Origin of the sequence: Nonomuraea montanisoli (assembly GCF_013363975.1) — a bacterium.
GTDB lineage: Bacteria > Actinomycetota > Actinomycetes > Streptosporangiales > Streptosporangiaceae > Nonomuraea > Nonomuraea montanisoli.
Map to the genome: position 1 here is coordinate 65500 of NZ_JABWGN010000010.1, position 21418 is coordinate 86917.

The 21418-nt window shown below is 71.6% G+C and carries 21 protein-coding genes and 1 tRNA gene; 15 read left to right on the forward strand and 7 right to left on the reverse strand.

Annotated features, from left to right (window positions below):
• Positions 1 to 14 precede the first annotated feature (14 nt).
• A complete protein-coding gene (locus tag HTZ77_RS25685) occupies positions 15 to 926 on the reverse strand; it encodes an SMP-30/gluconolactonase/LRE family protein (RefSeq protein ID WP_175592260.1) in 912 nt (303 codons plus the stop codon).
• 202 nt (positions 927 to 1128) lie between these two features.
• On the opposite strand from HTZ77_RS25685, the gene HTZ77_RS25690 reads away from it, so the two are divergent.
• The gene (locus HTZ77_RS25690) at positions 1129 to 2625 is read left to right on the forward strand and encodes a glycoside hydrolase family 6 protein (RefSeq protein ID WP_175592261.1); all 1497 of its coding nucleotides are present in this window, start codon (positions 1129 to 1131) and stop codon (positions 2623 to 2625) included.
• Positions 2626 to 2649: 24 nt separating this feature from the next.
• Here HTZ77_RS25690 and HTZ77_RS25695 read toward each other — a convergent pair whose 3' ends face one another.
• Complete coding sequence (locus HTZ77_RS25695; RefSeq protein ID WP_175592262.1) at positions 2650 to 3561, reverse strand: phosphotransferase; 912 nt, start codon at positions 3559 to 3561, stop codon at positions 2650 to 2652.
• Between the two features lie 123 nt (positions 3562 to 3684).
• On the opposite strand from HTZ77_RS25695, the gene HTZ77_RS25700 reads away from it, so the two are divergent.
• Positions 3685 to 4278: an NADAR family protein gene (locus HTZ77_RS25700; RefSeq protein ID WP_175592263.1), complete on the forward strand. Its 594-nt coding sequence runs from the start codon at positions 3685 to 3687 to the stop codon at positions 4276 to 4278.
• A 52-nt stretch (positions 4279 to 4330) separates the two neighbouring features.
• Here the strand turns inward: HTZ77_RS25700 and HTZ77_RS25705 are convergent, their stop codons facing one another.
• On the reverse strand, positions 4331 to 4930 hold the full coding sequence (locus HTZ77_RS25705; RefSeq protein WP_175592264.1) for a TetR/AcrR family transcriptional regulator: 600 nt from the start codon (positions 4928 to 4930) through the stop codon (positions 4331 to 4333).
• Between the two features lie 72 nt (positions 4931 to 5002).
• Here HTZ77_RS25705 and HTZ77_RS25710 point away from each other — a divergent pair, with 72 nt between their 5' ends.
• Positions 5003 to 5836, forward strand: coding sequence for an alpha/beta fold hydrolase (locus HTZ77_RS25710; protein WP_175592265.1), 834 nt, complete (start codon positions 5003 to 5005; stop codon positions 5834 to 5836).
• An 18-nt stretch (positions 5837 to 5854) separates the two neighbouring features.
• On the opposite strand, the gene HTZ77_RS25715 is transcribed toward HTZ77_RS25710, so the two are convergent.
• Both HTZ77_RS25715 and HTZ77_RS25720 read right to left on the reverse strand, forming a co-directional pair.
• Complete coding sequence (locus HTZ77_RS25715; RefSeq protein WP_205303513.1) at positions 5855 to 7228, reverse strand: aromatic amino acid ammonia-lyase; 1374 nt, start codon at positions 7226 to 7228, stop codon at positions 5855 to 5857.
• Positions 7229 to 7247: 19 nt separating this feature from the next.
• Complete coding sequence (locus HTZ77_RS25720) at positions 7248 to 7628, reverse strand: phage holin family protein (protein ID WP_175592267.1); 381 nt, start codon at positions 7626 to 7628, stop codon at positions 7248 to 7250.
• A 153-nt stretch (positions 7629 to 7781) separates the two neighbouring features.
• Here HTZ77_RS25720 and HTZ77_RS25725 point away from each other — a divergent pair, with 153 nt between their 5' ends.
• Positions 7782 to 8057 carry a hypothetical protein gene (locus HTZ77_RS25725; protein WP_175592268.1) on the forward strand — a complete coding sequence of 92 codons (276 nt, stop codon included), beginning with the start codon at positions 7782 to 7784 and terminating at the stop codon, positions 8055 to 8057.
• Positions 8058 to 8097: 40 nt separating this feature from the next.
• On the opposite strand, the gene HTZ77_RS25730 is transcribed toward HTZ77_RS25725, so the two are convergent.
• Positions 8098 to 8871: an FAD:protein FMN transferase gene (locus tag HTZ77_RS25730; RefSeq protein WP_175592269.1), complete on the reverse strand. Its 774-nt coding sequence runs from the start codon at positions 8869 to 8871 to the stop codon at positions 8098 to 8100.
• A 77-nt stretch (positions 8872 to 8948) separates the two neighbouring features.
• On the reverse strand, positions 8949 to 9656 hold the full coding sequence (locus HTZ77_RS25735) for a ferredoxin reductase domain-containing protein (protein WP_175592270.1): 708 nt from the start codon (positions 9654 to 9656) through the stop codon (positions 8949 to 8951).
• A gap of 52 nt (positions 9657 to 9708) precedes the next feature.
• On the opposite strand from HTZ77_RS25735, the gene HTZ77_RS25740 reads away from it, so the two are divergent.
• The 11 genes from HTZ77_RS25740 (at position 9709) to HTZ77_RS25790 (ending at position 21322) form a co-directional block, all read left to right on the forward strand.
• Positions 9709 to 10101: an OsmC family protein gene (locus HTZ77_RS25740; RefSeq protein WP_175592271.1), complete on the forward strand. Its 393-nt coding sequence runs from the start codon at positions 9709 to 9711 to the stop codon at positions 10099 to 10101.
• Positions 10102 to 10377: 276 nt separating this feature from the next.
• Entirely contained in the window at positions 10378 to 11301 is a 924-nt protein-coding gene (locus HTZ77_RS25745; RefSeq protein WP_175592272.1) for a nucleoside hydrolase, read from the forward strand.
• Between the two features lie 46 nt (positions 11302 to 11347).
• Positions 11348 to 11421 (forward strand) — tRNA-Lys (locus HTZ77_RS25750).
• 60 nt (positions 11422 to 11481) lie between these two features.
• Positions 11482 to 12141, forward strand: a complete 660-nt coding sequence (locus tag HTZ77_RS25755) for a class I SAM-dependent methyltransferase (protein ID WP_235995167.1) — start codon at positions 11482 to 11484, stop codon at positions 12139 to 12141.
• A complete protein-coding gene (locus HTZ77_RS25760) occupies positions 12138 to 14267 on the forward strand; it encodes a DEAD/DEAH box helicase (protein ID WP_175592274.1) in 2130 nt (709 codons plus the stop codon). Before HTZ77_RS25755 ends, HTZ77_RS25760 begins: the two co-directional genes overlap by 4 nt.
• A gap of 76 nt (positions 14268 to 14343) precedes the next feature.
• Complete coding sequence (locus HTZ77_RS25765; protein WP_175592275.1) at positions 14344 to 15300, forward strand: alginate lyase family protein; 957 nt, start codon at positions 14344 to 14346, stop codon at positions 15298 to 15300.
• A gap of 301 nt (positions 15301 to 15601) precedes the next feature.
• Complete coding sequence (locus tag HTZ77_RS47640; protein WP_175592276.1) at positions 15602 to 16117, forward strand: helix-turn-helix domain-containing protein; 516 nt, start codon at positions 15602 to 15604, stop codon at positions 16115 to 16117.
• Positions 16118 to 16349: 232 nt separating this feature from the next.
• Positions 16350 to 17066: a hypothetical protein gene (locus HTZ77_RS25775; protein WP_175592277.1), complete on the forward strand. Its 717-nt coding sequence runs from the start codon at positions 16350 to 16352 to the stop codon at positions 17064 to 17066.
• A gap of 7 nt (positions 17067 to 17073) precedes the next feature.
• Positions 17074 to 17346, forward strand: a complete 273-nt coding sequence (locus tag HTZ77_RS25780; RefSeq protein WP_205303516.1) for a hypothetical protein — start codon at positions 17074 to 17076, stop codon at positions 17344 to 17346.
• A gap of 116 nt (positions 17347 to 17462) precedes the next feature.
• A complete protein-coding gene (locus HTZ77_RS25785; RefSeq protein WP_175592278.1) occupies positions 17463 to 17873 on the forward strand; it encodes a hypothetical protein in 411 nt (136 codons plus the stop codon).
• Positions 17870 to 21322: a tetratricopeptide repeat protein gene (locus HTZ77_RS25790; RefSeq protein ID WP_175592279.1), complete on the forward strand. Its 3453-nt coding sequence runs from the start codon at positions 17870 to 17872 to the stop codon at positions 21320 to 21322. Before HTZ77_RS25785 ends, HTZ77_RS25790 begins: the two co-directional genes overlap by 4 nt.
• Positions 21323 to 21418: the final 96 nt, after the last annotated feature.

The window sequence follows — 21418 nt, forward strand, 5'->3', positions numbered from 1 at the left end:
TCCGAGAAGCCCGGTCAGGAGCCCGCCCACACCGGGCGGGCTCCTCTGACGTTCAGCAGCATCGAGTAGACGGACGTCGTGGCCGTCACGAACAGCCGGTTGCGCTTGGGGCCGCCGAAGACGAGGTTGGAGGCCTCCTCCGGCAGGATCATCCGGCCGAGGAGCGCGCCGTCGGGGTGGTAGCAGTGCAGCGCCGCGCCGACGGCCGCCCACACGCGGCCCTCCTCGTCGAGCCGCAGCCCGTCGAAACCGCCTCTGCCGGTGTGCTCGGCGAACACCTTGCCGCCCGACAGGCCGCCGTCGTCGTGGACCTCGAAGACGCGCACGTGGTTGCGCTCGGTGTCGGCGATGTAGAGGCGGCTCTCGTCCAGGGAGAACGCGAGCCCGTTCGGCCGGGCGAAGTCGTCGGCCACGACGCGCGTCCCGCCGGTCACCGGGTCGATCCGGTAGACGTGGCAGCCGTCGATCTCCTGCTCGGCGCGGTGCCCCTCGTAGTGGCCGAGGATCCCGTACGGCGGGTCGGTGAACCAGACGGAGCCGTCGGAGCGCACCACCACGTCGTTGGGGCTGTTGAGCCTCCTGCCCTCCCACCGGTCGGCGAGCACCGTGATCCGGCCGTCGTGCTCGGTCCTGGTCACGCGGCGGGCGCCGTGCTCGCAGGAGACCAGCCGGCCCTCGCGGTCGAGGGTGTTGCCGTTGGTGTAGCCGGCCGGCTCCCGGAACGGCCCGACGGCGCCGGTCAGCTCGTCCCAGCGCAGCATGCGGTCGTTCGGGATGTCGCTCCAGACCAGGAAGCGGCCGGCGGGGAAGTAGACGGGGCCCTCGGCCCAGCGGGTGCCCCGGTGGAGGCGTTCGAGCCATCGGTCGCCGCCGAGGGCGGCGACCCGGGCGTCCAGCGCTTCGAGTTCGAGCGGTACGAGATCCATGCGCGGAACCTCCTCAAGGTCGATTCTTCCTACCAACCCACCCGAGTCGCATGAACCCCTACTGGCCAGCGTATATACCCCTGACGTGCGGCCCGCCCCCAGCTACGCGATCCTGACCAATGTTCCGACATTTCGTCACATGATCATTGATCTCCTGTGATAGTTGGATCTCCGTTATTGCATCGCCCGAAAGGACGAATAGATGCGGTTGTTAACCCGCGTGCTGGCGATCACCGCCTCGGCCGCGACGGTGGCCACGGCCGCCGCCGCCACCCCCGCCTCCGCGGCGGCCGAGCTCGTGGTCAACGGCACCTTCGCCGGCGGCACCACGCCCTGGTGGAACTCCGCCGACACCTCGATGGCCGTCAGCGGCGGCAGGCTCCAGGTCAAGGTGACCGGCGGCACCGCCAACGCCTGGGACGCCATGGTCGGCCAGAACGCCATCACCCTGGCCAAGGGCAAGGCCTACACGCTCTCCTTCGACGCCTCCGCCTCGGCCCCGGTCAGCGCCGTCACCACCGTGCAGCTCGCCGCCTCGCCGTACACGCGGACGCTCACCAAGACCTTCTCGCTCGGCACCACGAGCAAGCGTTACAGCTTCCCCTTCACCTCGACCCTGGCCACGACCGGCGGGCAGGTGTCCTTCCAGCTCGGCGGCAACGCCGGCTTCACCTTCTCCGTGGACAACGTCTCCCTGACCGAGGCGTCCTCCTCCACCCCGGCTCCCACGCCGACCGCGACCCCCAGGCCGACGAGCACCCCGAAGCCGACCGCCACTCCCAAGCCGACGCCCACCACGACGGCCACGACCACCCCGAAGCCCGGCTCCGGTCCGCTCGCCCAGACCGACGGCTTCTACGTGGACCCCGACTCCAACCCGGCCACCTGGGTGCGCAACAACTCCGGCGACTCCCGCGCCGCCCGCATCCGCTCCGCCATCTCCTCCAAGCCGATCGCCCGCTGGTTCGGCAACTGGAACAGCGACATCGGCTCGGCCGTCTCCTCCTACGTGGCCGCCGCCGACAAGGCCGGCAAGCTGCCCGTCCTCGTGGCCTACAACATCCCCGGGCGTGACGCCTGCGGCGGCCACTCCGGCGGCGGCGCCGGGAGCGAGGCCGCGTACAAGACGTGGATCTCCGCGTTCGCCTCGGGCATCGGCAGCCGTCCCGCGGTCGTCGTCATCGAGCCCGACAGCCTGGGCGACTTCAACTGCATGAGCGACGCGGCCGTCCAGGAGCGCAACCGCATGCTCACGTACGCCACGCAGCAGTTCCGCGACAAGGCCACCAACACGTGGGCCTACCTCGACGGCGGCAACTCCGGCTGGGTCGCGGCGGGCACCATGGCCACGCGCCTGACCAGCGCGGGCGTGCGCAACATCCGCGGCTTCTCGGTGAACGTCTCGAACTACTACACCACCAGCGAGTCGGCGACCTACGCCAAGGCCGTCGACTCCGCGCTCGGCGGCACCGCCACGTTCGTCATCGACACCAGCCGCAACGGCAACGGCTCCAACGGCGAGTGGTGCAACCCGGCCGGCCGCAAGCTCGGCGTCCCGGCCCAGGCCGGCGGGGCGGCCGAGATGCTGCTGTGGGTGAAGGTGCCCGGCGACTCGGACGGCAACTGCGGCATCGCGTCCGGCGTCCCGGCCGGCCAGTTCAGCCCGGCCATCGCCGTCCGCCTCATCGACGGCACCTGACGCCCTCCCGGGCTCGGGCTCGCCTCACGACGAGCGCCCCCTTTTCGAGGCGCCCGCCCCTGACGGGCGGGCGCCTCTCGTGCCCCACCTCCGGCGCAGCCAGCCGATCGTGGCCGCGCGTGACCGCTCACGGCGGTCCCGGAGGTGCGGGGCGTGCGCGGGCCCCGGCAGCGCGGCCGTGCGCGTCCAGTAATCGGCCAGCGCCACCAGGAACGCGTCCACCGCGCCGGGCGGCGCGCCCCTCCCCAGGGGATGCGCCAGGAACGTCTCCTCCAGGTCCACGCCGTCCGCCCGTGACAGGAGCAGCAGGCACACCAGGTCCACCCAGCCCGGCCCCAGGCACGCCCGGCCCCAGTCCACGACCCTGGCGACGCCGTCGGGCGCGACGAGGACGTTGTCGTGGCGCAGGTCGAAGTGGAGCAGCGTGTCACCGGTGACGCCGGCCGCCTCCAGCGACCGCCACGTCTCGCACCGCCCGGCCATCCGCCCGGCGACCGTGGGCAGCTCCGTGAGAGGGGACGGCGTCAGCTCCCGTACGCACAGGGTGAGGGCGTCCAGCGCCGCGTCCAGCTCGTGCCGCAGCCACGGCTCGTGCGGCGGCCGGCCCGGCGCGACGCCGAAGCAGAGCAGCACCCAGCCGTCCCGCTCCACCGCGAAGCGGAGCCGAGGACTCGGCACGGTGACGGGCAGGGCCCGCGCGACGACCGCCTCCTCCCGGTAGCCGTCCCCGTCCTCGCTCGGCACCGCCTTGACGAACACCTGCCCGCCGCCGTTCTCGCCTGCGCCTTCGCCGAACTCGGCCACGCCCAGCACGCCGTACGAGAACCCGCCCGGCCGGTCGCCGAACCCCCGGATCTCGCCCCCGAGCCGCCGCGCCACCTCGCGCCGCAGCCCGGCGGGCAGCTCCTTCCAGCTCCGCCGCGTCGTCGTCCCCATGCCTCCACGCAACCAGACCCCGTCCGCCGCCCGCCAGCGCATTTCCACCGGCGGCACGGGCTCGTCCCGTCCGGCCGGATATCGGCTCGACCACCGGCGCGCGGATGTGTCACGGTGTGGGCCATGTCCGGTCCCCTCCCCCGCACCCTCGACGAGGCCGTCGCCGCCGAGCAGGCCGGCCGCGCCCTGCGCTACCTCTACTTCTGGGGCCACCGCCCGGCCCGCGACGGCGGCGTCGGCCCCGGCTGCCTGTCGCAGTGGTGGCCGGTCACCTTCACCTCCGGCGGGCACACGTTCGCCTCGGCCGAGCACTACATGATGGCCCACAAGGCGTGGCTGTTCGGCGACGACGAGGCGGCGGAGGCGATCCTCGCCGCGGGTCACCCGGGCGAGGCCAAGAAGCTCGGCCGGACGGTGCGGCACTTCGACGAGGAGCGGTGGAACGCCCGCCGCTTCGCCATCGTGGTCCAGGGCAACCTCGCCAAGTTCGGGCAGCACGACGACCTGCGGCGCTTCCTGGCGGGCACGGCCGGCCGCGTCCTGGTGGAGGCGGCGCCGAACGACCGGGTGTGGGGCATCGGCCTGACGGCCGGCGACGAGCGCGCGGCGTCCCCGTCGACGTGGCGGGGCACCAACCTGCTGGGCTTCGCCCTGATGACCGTCCGCGACGCCCTCGCCGACACCCCCGCCGCCGACACCCCCGCCGCGGACGCCTGACCGGCCAGGCGCCACGCTTGCCCGGTCACGGCGAGACGTCGCCCCTGCCCGGTCACGGCGCGGCGAGCAGCGCCGACGCCCGCGCGGCGACCGACTCCCCGGCGACCTCCAGAGGCTCGGTGCTGCGCAGCGCCCTGGCGAGCACGAACGCGCCCTCCAGCGCCGACAGCAGCGCGATCGTCAGCTCGCGCGCCTCCCGCTCCCCCGCCCCCGCCTTCGCGAACGCGGCCGTGCCGAGCGCGATCCACCCGGTGAAGACCTCGGCGGTGGCCTGGCGCAGCGGCTCGTTCGTGCTCGCCACCTCCAGCGCGAGGGTGGCGATCGGGCAGGCGTCGGCGTAGCCGGTCTCCACCAGCGTGTGCGCCGCACCCGTGAAGAAGTCGCGGACGCCCGTGACCGGGTCGGGCGCGGTCTCCATGGCGGCGGTGAACAGCCGGCCGTACGCGGCTCCGGAGGTGCGCACCACCTCCGCCCCGAGCTGCTCCTTCCCGCCGGGGAAGAAGTGGTAGACCGAGCCGAACGGCGCCTCGGCCTCGGCCACGATCTGCTTCAGGCCGGTGCCGGTGTAGCCCTGCCGGCGGAACAGCTCGGCGCCGGCGGTCACGATGCGCTCCTTGGTGGACGGTCTCCCCGTCGCGGGCCCCGCGTTCATGGTCGTTACTCTATCGCTAGAGCGATCTATCAAGAACGATCATCGCGGGGACCCCGACGAGCGGAGGCGGACGTGCCGGAGATCGAGCTGAGCGCGGGAGTGATCGAGTACACGGACACCGGCGGCGACCTGCCCGTCGTCGTCTTCCTGCACGGACTGACCATCGACTCCACGGTGTGGCGCAAGGTCGTCCCGGAGCTGGCGGGCGAATACCGGTGCGTGCTGCCCACCCTGCCGCTGGGCAGCCACCGGCGGCCGATGCGGCCCGGCGCCGATCTGTCGCTGCGCGGCCTCGCGCTCCTCGTGGGCGAGTTCCTGGAACGGCTCGGCCTGCGCGAGGTGACCCTCGTCCTCAACGACTGGGGCGGCGCGCAGGTGCTCGTCTCCGAGGGCCGGGCCGAGCGGGTGGGCCGCCTGGTGCTGACGGCGTGCGAGGCGTTCGACAACTACCCGCCGGGGCTGCCGGGCCGGACCATCGCCGCCGCCGCGCGGATCCCCGGCGGGCTCTGGCTGACCATGAAGGCGCTGCGCCTGCGCGCGATGCGCCGCGCCCCCGGCGGCTGGGGATGGATGAGCAAGCGGCCGGTCGCGGACGAGGTGATGGACGGCTGGTTCCGGCCGGCCGCGACCGATCCGGCGATCCGCCGCGACCTGGCCGCCTACATCCGGTCCACGCCGGCCAAGGAGGTGCTGCTCGACTGGGCGGAGCGGATGCGCGGCTTCGACCGGCCGGTGCTGGTGGTCTGGGCGGCCGAGGACCGGCTGATGCCGCGCGCGCACGGCCGCGGGCTGGCGGAGCTGTTCCCGGACGCGCGGCTGGTCGAGATCGCCGACAGCTACACCCTCATCCCGGAGGACCGCCCGGAGGCGCTGGTGAAGGCCCTGCGCGACTTCCTGGAGGAGTGAGCTCCTTCCCCCTTCACGTCAGGGGGCGCGGAGGACGGACAGGGCCGCGTCGAGGTCGCCGGTCAGCGGGCGGTCCGGGGCGGGGCCGTCCAGGGCCCGGGTCGCGGCGACGCGCTCGCAGGCCAGCACGATCTCGTACGGCTCCACGCAGCGCAGCGCCTGCCGGGCCGCCTGGGTGGCGAACCCCGCGTGGTCCTCGGTGCCCAGGGAGATCACCGCCGTGCCGGTCGTCACCGGGCCGGCCAGGTGGCGCAGCTCGGCCAGGGCGTCCTGGGCGACGTACTCCAGGATCATCGCCCCCGACGCCCCGGGACGGTCGGCCAGGAACGGCAGCCCGCCCGTGTACGCCGGGTCCATCAGCGTGGCCAGCCGCGCCGCGCCGAGCTGCGCCGTCTGCACCAGGGCGGCGCGCAGCGCGTCGAGGGCCAGGGCGACGGGCGCCGAGTGGAAGTTGCCGTTGTGCCAGGCGAGGGATCCGGAGACGAGGGGGTTCTCGGTGGCGGCGTTCAGGTCGGTCTCGACGGCACGCTCGGCCCGGCCGAGGGCGTCCAGTGCGGCCCCGTGGACCTGGGCGAACGCGCGGTAGCCGTACGAATCCTGGACGCGCGCGGACGGCCCGGGGGCGTGCAGCGCGCGCAGGCGCTCGGCGACGGCAGCCTGCCCCGGGTGCGGGCGGGCCTCCTGGACGGCCGCGGCCAGCGGCTCCGCCGAGGCGCCGGCCGCCGCGAACGACAGGGCGGCGACGCCGACCGCCGCGTCGAGCAGCTCGCGCAGGCGATGGCAGGCGAGGGCGGCGTCGGCCAGGGTGGCGGCGCCCGAGCTGATGAACGGCAACGCGTCCTCGGGCGCGAGCGCGAACACCGGCGCCGCCCCCGCCTCACCCTGCTGGAAGCCCTGCTGGAAGCCCTGCTCGGCATCCTGGCCGGTGCCCTGTTCAGGGCCGTGCCAGGGCAGCTCGCCGAGCAGGCACAGCGCCGTCGTCGCCAGGGCCGTCAGGTCGCCGGTGCCGATGGCCCCGTACGTGCGCACCGGCGGCGTGAACCCGGCGTTGACCGCGTACGCCAGCACCGGCAGCACCGCCGGGTCCACCCCCGACCCGCCCGCCAGGAGCTGGTTGAGCCGGACGGCCAGCATGGCCCTGGCCCGCTCGGGCGCGACGAGCGGGCCGGCTCCGCAGGCGTGGCTGCGCAGCAGGTCGTGGCCGCCGTGCTCGACCGCCACGTCCTTGTTCGCGCCGACGCCCGTGGCCCGGCCGTACACCGGCCCGGTCAGCTCCCGGGCGGCGGCCCACGCGGCGCGCGCCCGGTCGGCCGGGCCGACGGCGACCTCCGCGCGGCCGTGCGCGACCGCGTGGACGTCGCCGCAGCTCAGCCCGGCTCCGTCGAGGATCACGGGAGCGCGCTCCACGAGGTCAGTCGCCGTCCGGGAGGATGAGCCCGAGGATCCAGCTCACGACGCTGATGATGATCGCGCCCCAGAAGGCGGAGGGGTAGAAGTCGTCCACGTGGAACGGGATGTCGAGCTGCCCGGCGATCCAGCTCGTCAGCAGCAGCATGGCCGCGTTGATGACGAGCAGGAACACGCCCAGCGTGAGGACGATGATCGCGCAGCCGAGGGTCTTGACGATCGGCTTCACGATGGCGTTGATGAGACCGAAGATCAGCGCCACGATGAGCAGCGTGCCCCAGTACTGGGGGGTGTACTTGGCGGTGGTGATCTGGATGCCGTCCAGGAACTGGATGGCGACCCACAGGGCGACCGCGGCCGCCAGGGTCCTGATGATGAACTTCACGCTGGAAGATCCTCCCATTCCGGCAGGCGCCCCGGTAGGCCGACGTGCTTCGACCCTACGCGCCCGGCGATCACGACGCGTCGTCGCGCGGTGGCCGGTGCGCCCGTTATCGGCTGCTCGCAGAGGGAAGGAGGGCCCGAGGGAGGAGATGAGATGAACACCGAGGGCCTGGAGTCGTTGCCCGCGAGCGAGCTGCACGATCGCGCCGTCCGATACGCCGTGCGCCATGGGGACCTGGGGTTCCTGTGGAACCTGCTGAAGGTCATCCCGGCCGCGGAGGCGAGCACGGGCAACGAGGAGGAGACGGCCGCCGACCTGAGCCGCGTCTCGGCCCTGCTCAGTGACGCCCTGGCGGCGGGTGAGGGTGAGCTGGGGGACGCGCTGCGTCCCATCTACATCGAATACCTGACCAAGCACCCGGACGCCTAGCCGGGCCGCCCGCGCCTTCCGGGCGCGGGCGCCCGGCCGGCTATCCGGCCAGGCTGGGCTGCGCGACGTGCGCGGCGAAGCCGGGCGTCGCGTACTCCTGCCCGTCCCCCTCGATGATCATGCTCTGGTACGGGCTCCGCACCGCGGTCTCGGCGGCGAAGCGCCGGGCGCGGACGGGGCCCATCGCGTACATGGCGGTGGCGTAGGCGTCGGCGACGCCCAGGTCGGGGCCGATCACGGTGACCGCGTCGACACCGGTGCGCCGCCGTCCCGTTCGGGGATCGACGACCGGCGAGCCTCCCGAGGTGGCGATGCCGAGGTCGTGCGCGGCCACCACCGCGCGCACCAGGCCGGTGCGCGGGTCGCGGATGCCGACCTCCCAGGGACGGCCGGGGGCGGCCGAGCCGCGCAGCCTGATGTCGTCGCCCGCGTCGATGCGATGGTCGCCCGCGCCGGTGTTGGCCAGGGCGCGCGAGAGCCGCTCCAGCGCCCAGCCCTTGATGTAGCCCGACGGGTCGACGACGCCGTCGCGGCGGGCCTCGAACCAGCCGCCGGTGGCCTCGCTCAGCTCGTCGCAGCGGTGCAGCACCTCGATCAGCTCGGGCACCTGCTCGATGGTCTGGCCGCGGTTCAGGCGGCCGATCTGGCTGTCCTCGCGCGAGGGGTGGAACGTGGTCTCCACCCAGCGCAGCCAGGCGAACGCGTTGTCGAGGAGGGGGGTGAGCTCCCGTACGGGCAGCGGGGTCCTGATGTCCACGCTGACCGGAATGCCGGCGATCATCTCGACACGGGTGCCACCGGGAAAAGTCGTCACCTTGCCTCCTTGCTCGCCATCCGGCTGCCACCGTCCCACATGGGGCGTAATGCCGCCCTAAGTGATCCGTTGGCGGGTCAGATCGTCTGGGCCGTACGGATGCGCGCCCCGGGGACGGCCAGGCGGGACAGCGCGCCGCGCACGTACCGCTGGAAGGGACGCGGGCCCGCCACGACCACCCTGCGGGCGCCGATGTCGGGCACCTGCCGCCGCAGTCCCGAGGCGCTGACCCGCTCCTTGGCGCGGGGGTCGTGCTCGTCGCCGACGACCAGGGTCAGCCCGTACTCGTCCTGGAGGGCGCGCAGCTCGTCGGTCATCCGCTCGGCGCGGTAGATGACCACGGTGTCGTCGGCGCGCTCGGCCCGCTCGGCGAGCAGGGCCCGCAGGCGGGCGGTGCCGAGGCCGGAGGCCACCACCAGCACGCCCTTGGCCGGCGGCGGCGTGGCGTGGTGCCAGACGGCCATCACGGCCGCCATGCCGTACAGGATGAGGGAGCCGGTGCGGCTGAGCGGCGTCACGTACGCGGTGGAGCTGAGCTGGTGGACCGGCACCAGCACGCCGGCCAGGTACGTCGCGAGCCGCAGCCGCTGCCGGGCCGTCTCGGACCGGACCAGGTCCGCGGCCTTGACCGCGAGCAGTCCCAGGGCCACCAGCAGACCGGCCATCGCGTAGGCCGTCGGACGCCACGGGAACCCCAGACCCGGCTGGATCGCCCCGAACTCCGCCACGGCGACCCCGCACCAGAACAGGATGGGCCACTGATCCGTCTTCGCCTTACCAACCATGGGATCAACGATGCGTGCCGAACATGAGAGGTGTCTGAGTAGGGTCTAAATCATGGCTAACGTGCGTGTTGAGCGGACCGAAGACGGCGGATTCAGGGCGACGAACGCCCGCGGCGCCGAGGTCCGGATGGGCGGCGGCGACGAGGACGGTGTCTTCACGCCGGTCGAGCTGTTGCTGGCCGCGGTCGGCGGCTGCAACATCGTCACCGTGGAGCCGCTCACGGCCCAGCGGGGACACCGGCTGGTGCGGCTGGCGATGACGGTCGAGTCGGAGAAGGTCCAGCCGAACCTCCTCGGGCCGGTGACGATCACCTACGACGTCGAGCTGCCGTCGGAGGAGGCCGACGCGGTTTACCGAGCCGTGGCGGAGCGGGTGCACGAGAAGTACTGCACGGTCAGCCGTTCCCTGCAGGAGGGAACGGAGGTCCGGTTGGAGCTTTCATAGCCGTATTAGGCCGATATTCGACCCCGTTATGACGCGTCCGTTGCATTCCTCTCGGTAGTGTCGAGGCAGGTCAGAAGGTACGCCGACTGGCCGGAAGAGCCTTTACCGAGCGGACGCGGAGGGGGACCGTGGTCCGCAGTGCGGGACCGCCGGCGTTTTGGGGGAAGCGTCGGCCTGGACCGCCTTCGATCGGGGCCGGGCAGGTTTGGGGGAACTGCCCGGCCCCGACTCATGCCCGGGATCTCTCGTCACCGGCCTGCCCCATAAGGTGCATCCGTGACAAAACTCCTCATCGACTGTGATCCCGGCATCGACGACGCCCTGGCTCTGGCCCTGGCCGCCGGCTCTCCGTCCCTGGAGATCGCCGGCATCACCACGGTCGGCGGGAACGTGGACCTCTCCCTCACCACCGCCAACGCGCTGGCCCTGCGGGAGTTCCTCGACCTCGGGGAGGTGCCGGTCGTCGCGGGCAGCCCAGGGGCGCTGCTGCGGCACGACGTGCGCGCCGCCACCGTCCACGGCAGCTCCGGCCTCGGCGACGCCGTGCTTCCCCCCGCCACCCGCCCGGCCGAGGACGGTCACGCGGTGGACTTCATCATCGACACCCTGCGCGCCGCCCCCGGCGAGATCACGCTCGTGGCCATCGGCCCGCTGACGAACATCGCCCTGGCGGTGCGCAAGGAGCCGCGCGTCGTGGAGTGGGCCCGCGACTTCGTGATCATGGGCGGCTCGTACACGCGGGGCAACACCAACCCGGCGGCCGAGTTCAACATGCTCGCCGACCCGGAGGCCGCGGCGATCGTGTTCGGCGCGGGCTGGACCGTGAAGATGTTCGGCCTGGACGTCACGCTGACCGCCCTGGTCACCACGGACGTCCTGGAGCGCATGCGCCCCCTGGGCCGGCTCTCCGACCTCCTCGTGCCGGCCGCCACGTCGTACGGCGTGGTCACGGCCGAGGGCGGTCCCGCCATCCACGACGCCTGCGCGGTCGCCTACGTCCTGGACCCGTCGCTGTTCACCTGCGTCCCGGCCGTGGTCCGGGTGGAGACCGCCGGCCTCTACACCTCCGGGATGACCGTGACGGACTTCAAGGTGGCCGATCGAGGCGCGAACGCCCTGGTCGCGACGTCCCTGGACGTGAACAGGTTCTGGGACGTGATGCTGGACGCGTACACCCGGCTGGCCTCCCGCCTCGGTTGAGTGTGCGGGTGGTGCGCGGCGGCTGCTACAGTTACACCTGTTGCGGGCGCCGCTAGCTCAGTTGGTCAGAGCAGCTGACTCTTAATCAGCGGGTCCGGGGTTCGAGTCCCTGGCGGCGCACAGCAGAAGACCCCAGCTCGTGAGATTCGGGCTGGGGTCTTCTTCATGTCGGAGGCTCGGTTGCCCCCTCTCCTCGACCACGAGGCGCTCGAGCGCTCGGCCGTGGTGGCCAACAACCGGATGAATCGCGAGCGCCGGCTCCGCGGCTACGACCGGGAGCTCGGCCTGGACATCGCCGCCTTCCTGACCTCGCGGCCCGGCGCCAGATGGCTCGACCTGTGCTGCGGCACCGGCCTCGCGCTCTTCGAGGCCGCGCATGCCGTCGCGGGCGAGCTGGAGATCGTCGGCGTGGATCTCGTGGACTTCTTCGCCGGCCCGTCGCGCCCGCCACGACTCCGGCTGACCACCGCGTCGGTGACCGCCTGGGAGCCGGCGGGGTCCTTCGACCTGATCACGTCCGTACACGGGCTGCACTACGTGGGCGACAAGCTCGGCGTGATCGCCCGAGCGGCGGGGTGGCTGACCGCGGACGGGCTGTTCGTGGCCAACTTCGACGCCCGGAGCATCCGCCGCGACAACGGCGCGCCCGCCGGAGCGCGCCTGACCCACGCGCTGAGGGCCGCCGGCCTCGACTACGACGCGCGAACGAAGCGGATCCGCTGCGCGGGCCGGCGGGAGGCCGGGCTGCCCTTCACCTTCGTCGGCGCCGATGACCGAGCCGGCCCCAACTACACGGGACAGCCCGCGGTCGACTCGCACTACGCGGGCCTGGCCGCATGACGCCTTCCTTCACCGCCGCACAGGCCAGGGCGCTGTGCGCGGACGCCGGTCTCCTTCTCGGCGACGCCCGGGCGCTGCTCGGGGAGCACGCCGAGGCCCTGCGGGCGGTGCGGCGGGCGCTGGCGGACGTGCGGGCCGACCTGTCCCGGACCGAGCTGGCCTCGATCCCGGTCAGCCGGATCAAGGACGTCACCGGCGGCCGGTTACGGATCGGCACGCTGGAGCGCTCCGGGTACGCGACGGTGCTGCAGGTCCTGGACGCCACGCCGTACCGGCTGCAGTTGCTGCCGGGGATCGGGGCGCAGACCGCGGCCCAGGTGCACGCGGCGGCCCGCCAGATCGCCACGGCCGTCGAGCAGGCGGTCGGCATCCGGCTGGACATCGAGCACCAGGACCGGCACGGCGGCGAGCTCGTGATCGCCCTGCACCGGCTGGTGAACGTCGGCCCCGAGCTGGCCCGCGCCCTGGAGGCGGCGCGGACGCTGGACACGCGCCTCGACCGGCTGCTGCAGGAGGCGAGACCGGCGCGCAGCAGGCTGCGGATGCTGTTCGCGGGCGGTGAGCGGCGCGGACAGGCCCAGAGCGCGCTGGCGTCGCTCGCGGATCTGCTCGGCGACGCGCGCGAGACCAGGCTGCTGCTCGCCCAGGCGACCGCGGACCTGCTGCGGCCCGCGGCGTCGGAGTTCGAGGCGTGGTCGGACTTCGAGCACCGATCGGCGGAGTACTACGGCCTGCTCGCGGAGGTGGCGGGCGAACCGGTCGCGGCCGACGAAGGAGTCCTGCCCGACGATCTGCTCGCGAAGGTCGGCGCGCAGGACCTCGACGACACCCACCGGCGGGTGTCGTTGCGCGGCTACCAGTCCTTCGGCGCCCGTTTCGCCCTGGCCCAGCACCGGGTGATCCTCGGGGACGAGATGGGCCTGGGGAAGTCCGTCGAGGCCATCGCCGTTCTGGCCCATCTGAAGGCGCGCGGGGCCACGCACTTTCTCGTGGTGTGCCCGACGAGCGTGCTCGTCAACTGGGTGCGGGAGATCGAATCGCGCAGCACCCTGGCCGTCCATCCCCTCCACGGCCCCGGCCGCGACGCGGCTCGCGAGGAGTGGGTACGGCGGGGCGGGGTCGCCGTGGCGACCCTGGACGGCCTGCACCGCCTCCCGGTGACGGAGGTCGGCCTCCTGGTGGTGGACGAGGCGCACTACGTCAAGAATCCGCGAACCAGGCGGGCCGAGGCGGTCGCCGCGTGGTGCCGGCGCACCGAACGGGTGCTGTTCCTGACCGGCACGCCGATGGAGAACCGGGTGGAGGAGTTCCGCACGCTGGTCGCGTACCTGCAGCCCGGCCTGGCCGCGGAGCTGCGCGGCAGCGACGTGGTGGCCGGGGCGCACGCCTTCCGCCGGGCCGTCGCGCCCGTGTACCTGCGTCGCAACCAGCAGGACGTGTTGCGGGAGCTGCCCGGCCGGGTCGACGTGGAGGAGTGGGTGGAGTTCAGCGGCGCCGACCTCGCCGCCTACCGTCAGGCCGTCGCGGAGGGCAACTTCATGGCCATGCGGCGCGCCGCCTACGCCCGCCCCGACACCTCCGCCAAGCTCAAGCGGCTGCTGGAACTGGTGGCGGACGCTCAGGCCAACGGGCTCAAGGTGATCGTCTTCTCCTACTTCCGCGATGTCCTCGGTGTCGTGCGGACGGCGCTGGACGGTCGCGCCCACGGCCCGATCTCCGGCGCCCTGACGCCGGCGCGTCGCCAGCAGGAAGTGGACGCGTTCTCCCGGGCCAGGGGGCACGCGGTCCTGCTCAGCCAGATCCAGGCGGGCGGGGTGGGACTCAACCTCCAGGCCGCCTCGGTGGTCATCATGTGTGAGCCGCAGGTGAAGCCGAGCATGGAGAACCAGGCGGTGGCCCGGGCGCATCGGATGGGTCAGGTACGCACGGTGCAGGTGCATCGTCTGCTGTCCGTGGACGCCGTCGACCAGCGCATGCTCGACCTCCTGGGCGCCAAGGCGGAGCTGTTCGACGCCTACGCCCGGCGCAGCGACCTGGCCGAGTCCACCGCCGACGCGGTCGACATCTCCGAGCAGGCGCTGGCCCGGCAGATCGTGGAGGAAGAACAGCGCCGTCTCGCGCTCTGAAACGTTATGCCGGCGGTCCCGGCCCGTCTCCTGACCGAGAGCTCGTCTTGAGTCTCGTCTTGACGAAAGGACTGACATGGGTCTCCAGACCAGCCGGCGTGACCTGTTGAAGGCGGCGGCGGGGGTGGCCGCGCTGCCCGCGCTGGGCGGCCGGGCGTGGGCCGGGGAGCGGGCGGCGGCGCCGTTCAGGCATCCGGGCCTGCTGCACACCCAGGCCGACTTCGACCGGATCGCGGCGGCCGTGCGGGCCGGGGCGCAGCCGTACAAGGCCGGGTGGGACAAGCTGGTGGCCAACGGGCGTTCGAGGAGCACCTGGAAGCCGCGTCCGCTGGCGACCGTGGTGCGCGGCGGCGACGGGCAGAACTATCCGCAGCTCTACAACGACGTCCACGCGGCCTACCAGAACGCGCTGCGCTGGCGCGTCAGCGGCGACAGGGCGCACGCCGACACCGCGAGCGCCATCCTCAACGCCTGGTCGGCCACGCTCAGGACGATCACCGGCAACGCCGACCGGTTCCTCGCCGCCGGCATCTACGGTTACCAGTTCGCCAACGCCGCCGAGCTGATGCGCGGCTGTCCCGGGTTCGAGGCGGAGCGGTTCCGGACCATGCTCCGCACCGTCTTCCACCCCCTGAACGAGAGCTTCCTGACCCGGCACAACGGCGCCTGCATCACCAACTACTGGGCCAACTGGGATCTGTGCGCCATCGCCTCGATCATGGCGATCGGCGTCTTCTGCGACGACCGGGCGATGTTCGACCGGGCCGTGGACTACGTCAGGAACGGCAAGGGCAACGGGTCGATCATGAACGCGATCCCGTTCCTGCACCCCGGCGGGCTCGCCCAGTGGCAGGAGAGCGGGCGCGACCAGGGGCACACCATGATGGGCGTCGGCCTGCTCGGCACCATCGCCGAATTCGCCGCGACGGTGGAGCGCATCCTCGCCGCAGCCCTCAAGCCCAACAAGAAGGTCGAGACCCATGCCCAGGAGGCACTCCCGCTCGACCGCAACGACGAGATGGCGGCTGCCTAGACCAGTGGCCAGCACGCGATGAAGGAGACAACCCCCAGACAGTAAGAAAGCCCCGCAGGGCGGGGCGTTTCTCAGGACGAGCGATCCACTACGTTCCTCAGCTCTCCCTTGGTTTGGCCGCCTAGTGAGCTGAGCGACAAGGAGGATCGTCCGGCTTATTCACCGACCCGGCGCCTGGCTGGTGCCTCGTCGGCTCTTTGTATGACCTCTTTCAGGAAGTAGAGGCTTCGCCATGATAGCTGGCGGCCACGGGGTCATGCCAGCATGCCCGGAATCAGGAACCGTGGCGTGTCGGACACCCGTGCCTAAAACGCCCGGCCAGCAGCGCCAAAACGGCGTTCGCTGGACCGTGTTCACCGGCGTGTCGAACACGTCGGATCTTGCAATGCGGCCTTCGAGGGCGCTCATCGCGGCGGCGGTGCCGCGCGGGATGCGCCGAGCCGGCGCGCAGAAGGAGTGGCTGCGTGCGCTGAAGGAGGACCTGGAGGTCCTGGACCTGCGCGTGGACGGCTACTCCAATCTCGTTCGGATTGCGAACGTGATCTGCTGGGCGGCCGACTGGAGGACGATGTGCTCGCGGCCGACAGTCGCGAAGATCATGGAGCGGACCGGCCTGGGCAAGGCGACCGTGAAGCGCTGGGTCCGCTGGCTCAGAGAACGCGGCTGGCTCGGCGTCGTCGAAGAGGGCACCACCGTCCGCTATCGCAAGGGCACGAAAGCGGGCCTGGACGACGACGGTTACGGCAACAGGGCGGCGGTCTGGGTGCTGTGCGCGCCTCGGCGCCCCCGCGAAACCGAAGAACGATCAACCTGCTGACCTGCACGACAGCACAAGTGAACCCCCTTCCGTTTCTCTCCTGAGGAGAGAAACAAGAAGTCCCACGCGCACACGCGAGGCAGGTCCTTCCTCTCGTGATCATTCCCGCATTTCGCCTGCCTGGACCCTGCACGCGACGGCGAGGACCAAACGAGATCGACTCCGGGCCTGCGAGCGGCTTCGCCAGGAGTCGCTGCCGCTGCGCCGGATGACGGCCTGGTATCTGCGGTGGATGCTGAAGCCCTTCTTCGAGGCGGGATGGACGGTCGCTGACGTGCTGCACGCCCTCGACGTGCGGGCGGATGACAGCGTGTGGACCTACGCGTGGTCGTCGACCAGCGAGCTGCGGCATGTCCCGGGCTGGGTCCGGCATCGCCTGTCGGCGTGGCTCGACGAGGACGGCGAGGTCCTGCCGTCGCGCTCGCAGCGAGTGGCGGCGGCTTTGGCCGAACAGCGGGCGGAGCAGGCTGCGCGCAGGCGTGAATGGGAGGCGAGGGCGGCCGCGGCCGGCGTCGAGCTGGTGGCGCCCGCGCCCCGAATGAGCCGTGAGGAGGCTCTGGCTCCTGCGCCTGTCGCGGTGCGGCAGCCGGAGGGGCCGAACGAGGCGTTCAGGCGGGCCCGTGCGGAGGTGGAGCGGCGCCGCCAGGAGCGGGAGGCGCAGATCGCCGCCGCGGCGATGCGCGAGCGCGAGCAGGAGCGGACTCGCCGGCAGCGGGTGGCGGATGCGGCGGCGGAGGAGGCGATCGCGCGTGCGGCCGTCGAGCGCGAGATGCACGTGCTGGTGCAGCAGGTGCAGGCTCAGGACGCGGAGCGCGGTGAGAAGGAAGCGAGCCAGCGTGTGATGTCGCTGGCTCGCGCCCGGGCGCGTGCTCGGGCCGAACGCGCCGCGCGCAATTCAGATGGTTCTCGCGCACCAGGTGTGGACACGGCGCGGGAGTGCGATCGTTGATGGTGCTATGAGGAGTTCGGCGATCGAGGCATGCCTGACCCGGCACGCAGCCCCTCGCGAGCGCACCATGGACGACCACATGTTCGTCGTCGGACGTCGCGGGGCCACGGCCACCTTTCGGCTGCAGGACGTGCTCGCCGACCAGCAGTGGGCGGGCCTGCTCACCCCGGCCGACCGGCGCGGCCTGACCCCGCTGTTCTGGCAGCACGTGCGCCCCTACGGCGAGGTCAGGCTGAACATGGATGCCCGGCTCCCGATCATCGCAAGAAAGCCTGCCTGAACCCATCGCCTGGGGTTGGTGCTCGGGAGGCGACCGGTTTCGGGTGAACAGGCGTTTTCGATGCGTTAGCACACATGCGCGTTGTGTGATCTTGTGATGAGGTCCATCATGCCGATATGCGCAGGCGCGTACTAATCTGGACCGGCAGCCTGGTCGCCTTGGCGGCCCTGGCAGGGCTGGGTATCTACCTGTGGCGAGTCGGCTTGGACGACGCCGACAAGCTGGCCAGCGTGTTCGGCTTGTTTGTCGCCCTGGCCGGCCTAGCGGTCGCGCTGTATGGGCTGATCGCTGACCGTCGTGCCGTCGACGTCGACGTGGACCAGGAGGCCGAGGTCGGCGGGAACGGCGAGGTCTATCAGGCCGGCGGCGACATCAACGAGCGACAGGCCAAGCCGTCTTCGGCACCTGACGACCCGGCGAGCAGCGCCAGCCCGGACGGGCGGAAGCAGCCCCGGGTACGGCAGCGGGCGAAGACCACCGAGAGTGGCCGGTCGTATCAGGCCGGCCGCGACATCAACAAGCGGTGAGCGCCAAACGCGGCTTGAAACGGGTGAGCCAACAGGCGCACGCCACGGGGCTGGCCCAGGTCTTCCAAGCCGCTGGCAACCAGATCATCTACAAGGATGGGGAGCCGTACCGGTGGGCGTCATGGCCCTCCCCTGCGCCTCCGCCGGCTAAGGCGCAGGACTGGGAGCAGCCGAGTGATCTGCTGCGGGCGGCCAACGCGGTGGTCGACTTCACAGGCCGTGACGCCTTGCTGGGGGAACTACACGCGTGGCGGGACAGGGCAGGGGCAAGGGTGGCCGGGCGCGAGGGGGTCGCGGTCGAGCTGATTCACGGGCCGGGTGGGCAGGGCAAGACCCGGCTGGCCGGCCGGGTGGCCGAGGTGTGGCAGGGCGAGGGGTGGGTGGTGCTGTCGGCCCACCACCGGCGTGACCGCTCTGCCCCCAAGGCCTTCGCCGTCCCGGACTTTGAGCGGGCGGCCGGGGTGCTGGTCGTGGTGGACTATGCCGAGCGGTGGGACACCGGCGATCTACTGACCCTGCTGGGCGACACGCTGATCGGGGGGCGGCTGCCGGTGCGGGTGCTGTTGCTGGCCCGCCCCTCCGGCACCTGGTGGCAGAGCCTGCGCGGCCGTATCAAGCGTGACCTGCACGTAACGGCGACCTCGCGCGAGCTGAAGCCATTGGAGAGCGAGGCGGGCATCACCCGCCAGGGCCTGTTCGCCGCGGCCCGCGACCGGTTCGCCGACCTGCTGGAGCGGCCGGACGCGCGCCAGGTCGACCCGCCGGAGGCGTTGGAGTGGCACGAGGCCTACAGCCTGGTGCTGACCGTACAAATGGCAGCCCTGGCCGCGGTCCTGACCGCCGGCAGCGGCCAGGGACCGCCCTCCGACCCCGTAGAGGTGTCGCAGGTGCTGCTGGCCCGCGAGCGAGACCACTGGGAGGCGCTGCACGATCGCCGAGAGAAGCCGCTGGCGACTTCACCGGACGCGATGGGTCAGCTCGTCTACACCGCCACGCTGACCGGCCGCCTCGGGCATGCCGACGGCCTGGCGGCTGTGGAAGGTGCCGCGATCGAGTCGCGCGAACACCCCGGGCAACTCCTAAAAGATCACGCCGTGTGCTACCCGCCCTCCGAGACCTTCGGCACGGCTCAATCTGCGCCGCCTGTTGCAGGAGACGGCGAGATTACAGTGCTGGAACCGCTGTATCCCGACCGGCTAGGAGAAGACTTTCTCGCTCTGTCCACACCCCGCCATTCCCACGATTTCCCGGCCGATTCCTGGGCCGCACTCGCTCCCGCCCGGCTACTGACCGCACCAGGTGAAGCAAGCGAGCCAGGTGCCGGCAGCGGTCGCGTGCCGGTGTGGATCCGACATGGGTTGATCACCTTGATCGAAGCCTCCCGCCGCTGGCCGCACCTGGCCCAACGGCAGCTGTATCCGCTACTTACCGCCCGCCCCGAACTGGCCCTGCACGCAGGAGGTGCCGCGCTGGCGAGGCTGGCCCGCCTGGACGACATCGACCCGGCGCTGCTGGAGAAGATCGAAGCGATCCTGCCCGGCCACCGGCACATCGACCTGGACATCGGGATCGCCGCGCTCGCCGTCCGGCTGGCCGAGTATCGACTGCCCGATGCCGACCCTGTTGCTCGCGCCTACATTCACCACAAGCTGGCGCGCCACCTGTCTAACGCCGGTCTGCATATCCGCGCCTTGGCCGAAGGCCAGGAGGCGACCCGGAGATGGCGCCGACTGGCCGAGTTCAACCGCGACGCCTACCTACCCGACCTGGCCACCTCGTTGAACAACCAGGCGAACCTGCAGGCCGAGGCCGGGCAGCGCGATGAGGCGATGCCGATCATTGCGGAAGCCGTCCGCATGCATAGGGAGTTGGCCGAGCTCAACCCGGATGCCTACCTGCCCGGCCTGGCCGCCTCGTTGAACAGCCACGCCGCCCTGCTGGCCGAGACCGGGCAGCGCGATGAGGCGGTGCCGATCATTGCGGAAGCCGTCCACATGCATAGGGAGTTGGCCGAGCTCAACCCGGATGCCTACCTGCCCGGCCTGGCCGTGTCGTTGAACAACCGGGCGAACCTGCTGGCTGAGACGGGGCAGCGACGCGAGGCGGTGCCGATCAGTGCGGAAGCCGTCTGCCTGCGCCGCGAGCTGGCGGAGCTCAACCGCGCTGCCTACCTGCCCGACCTGGCCGTGTCCTTGTACAGCCACGCGAAGCGGCTGGCCGAGACCGGGCAGCGCGATGAGGCGGTGCCGATCATTGCGGAAGCCGTCCGCCTGGAAAGGGAGTTGGCCGAGCTCAACCCGGATGCCTACCTGCCCGGCCTGGCCGCCTCGTTGAACAGCCACGCCGCCCTGCTGGCCGAGACCGGGCAGCGCGATGAGGCGGTGCTGATCAGCGAGGAAGCCGTCTGCCTGCGCCGCGAGCTGGCGGAGCTCAACCGCGCTGCCTACCTGCCCGACCTGGCCGCCTCGTTGAACAACCACTCTCTGGCGCTGGCCGAGACCGGGCAGCGCGATGAGGCGGTGCTGATCAGCGAGGAAGCCGTCTGCCTGCGCCGCGAGCTGGTCGAGCTCAACCGCGACGCCTACCTACCCAATCTGGCCACCTCGTTGAACAACCACTCTCTGCGGCTGGCCGAGACCGGGCAGCGCGATGAGGCGGTGACGGTCAGCGAGGAAGTCCTCCGCCTGCATAGGGAGTTGGTCGAGCTCAACCGCGACGCCTACCTACCCAATCTGGCCACCTCGTTGAACAACCACGCCGCCCATCTGGCCGAGACCGGACAGCGACGCGAGGCCGTACCGATCAGCGAGGAAACCGTCCGCCTGCGCCGCGAGCTGGTCGAACTCAACCGCGACGCCTACCTACCCGACCTGGCCGGCTCGTTGAGCAACCACGCCGCCCTGCTGGCCGAGACCAGGCAGCGCCCTGGACGGCGAGCAGGGACAGGGTGGCGGTCATGGTGGCGGGGAAAGTTTCGGCGACGGGCACGAGATGAGGCGGTGATGGTCTGCGGGGAAGCCGTCCGCATGCATAGGGAGTTGGTCGAGCTCAACCGCGCTGCCTACCTGCCCAACCTGGCCGCCTCGTTGAACAACCACGCGCACCTGCTGGCCGAGACCGGGCAGCGCGATGAGGCGGTGACGGTCATTGCGGAAGCCGTCCGCTTGTACGGCGAGCTGGTCGAACTCAACCGCGACGCCTACCTACCTGACTACATTCAGAGCCTCACCGCATTTGGGAAGGTGCTGGTCGACGGAGCCCGGTTCCGTGAGGCGATTGCCCCCCTGGTTGAGGCGTTCATCGCCGGGGAGCATCTGCCCGAGTACGCGCAAGGCATCCTCTACCGCGTCGCCGATCTGCTTCATCACGCCTATGTCGCAGACGTCGACGGGGTGAGCGAGGAGTTTCGCAAGGTCACCGGCGAGGACGTCCCCGATGAGATGAAGTAACCGCTGCCCGCCACCAAGGCCTGAGCGCTGCAATTACTCAACCCAGGAACTCGGACGCGATCGCCGCAGTAGCTGCGATGGGTTTGCACTACGCCG

Excerpts from the sequence above, each read along its gene's own strand:
- HTZ77_RS25775 (WP_175592277.1), top strand. The coding sequence starts at position 16,350 with ATGCTGAAGCCCTTCTTCGAGGCGGGATGGACGGTCGCTGACGTGCTG.
- HTZ77_RS25725 (WP_175592268.1), top strand. The coding sequence starts at position 7,782 with ATGAACACCGAGGGCCTGGAGTCGTTGCCCGCGAGCGAGCTGCACGAT.
- HTZ77_RS25685 (WP_175592260.1), bottom strand. The coding sequence starts at position 926 with ATGGATCTCGTACCGCTCGAACTCGAAGCGCTGGACGCCCGGGTCGCC.
- HTZ77_RS25780 (WP_205303516.1), top strand. The coding sequence starts at position 17,074 with ATGAGGAGTTCGGCGATCGAGGCATGCCTGACCCGGCACGCAGCCCCT.
- HTZ77_RS25785 (WP_175592278.1), top strand. The coding sequence starts at position 17,463 with ATGCGCAGGCGCGTACTAATCTGGACCGGCAGCCTGGTCGCCTTGGCG.
- HTZ77_RS25700 (WP_175592263.1), top strand. The coding sequence starts at position 3,685 with ATGTCCGGTCCCCTCCCCCGCACCCTCGACGAGGCCGTCGCCGCCGAG.
- HTZ77_RS25760 (WP_175592274.1), top strand. The coding sequence starts at position 12,138 with ATGACGCCTTCCTTCACCGCCGCACAGGCCAGGGCGCTGTGCGCGGAC.
- HTZ77_RS25740 (WP_175592271.1), top strand. The coding sequence starts at position 9,709 with ATGGCTAACGTGCGTGTTGAGCGGACCGAAGACGGCGGATTCAGGGCG.
- HTZ77_RS25690 (WP_175592261.1), top strand. The coding sequence starts at position 1,129 with ATGCGGTTGTTAACCCGCGTGCTGGCGATCACCGCCTCGGCCGCGACG.
- HTZ77_RS25765 (WP_175592275.1), top strand. The coding sequence starts at position 14,344 with ATGGGTCTCCAGACCAGCCGGCGTGACCTGTTGAAGGCGGCGGCGGGG.
- HTZ77_RS25695 (WP_175592262.1), bottom strand. The coding sequence starts at position 3,561 with ATGGGGACGACGACGCGGCGGAGCTGGAAGGAGCTGCCCGCCGGGCTG.
- HTZ77_RS25705 (WP_175592264.1), bottom strand. The coding sequence starts at position 4,930 with ATGAACGCGGGGCCCGCGACGGGGAGACCGTCCACCAAGGAGCGCATC.
- HTZ77_RS25735 (WP_175592270.1), bottom strand. The coding sequence starts at position 9,656 with ATGGTTGGTAAGGCGAAGACGGATCAGTGGCCCATCCTGTTCTGGTGC.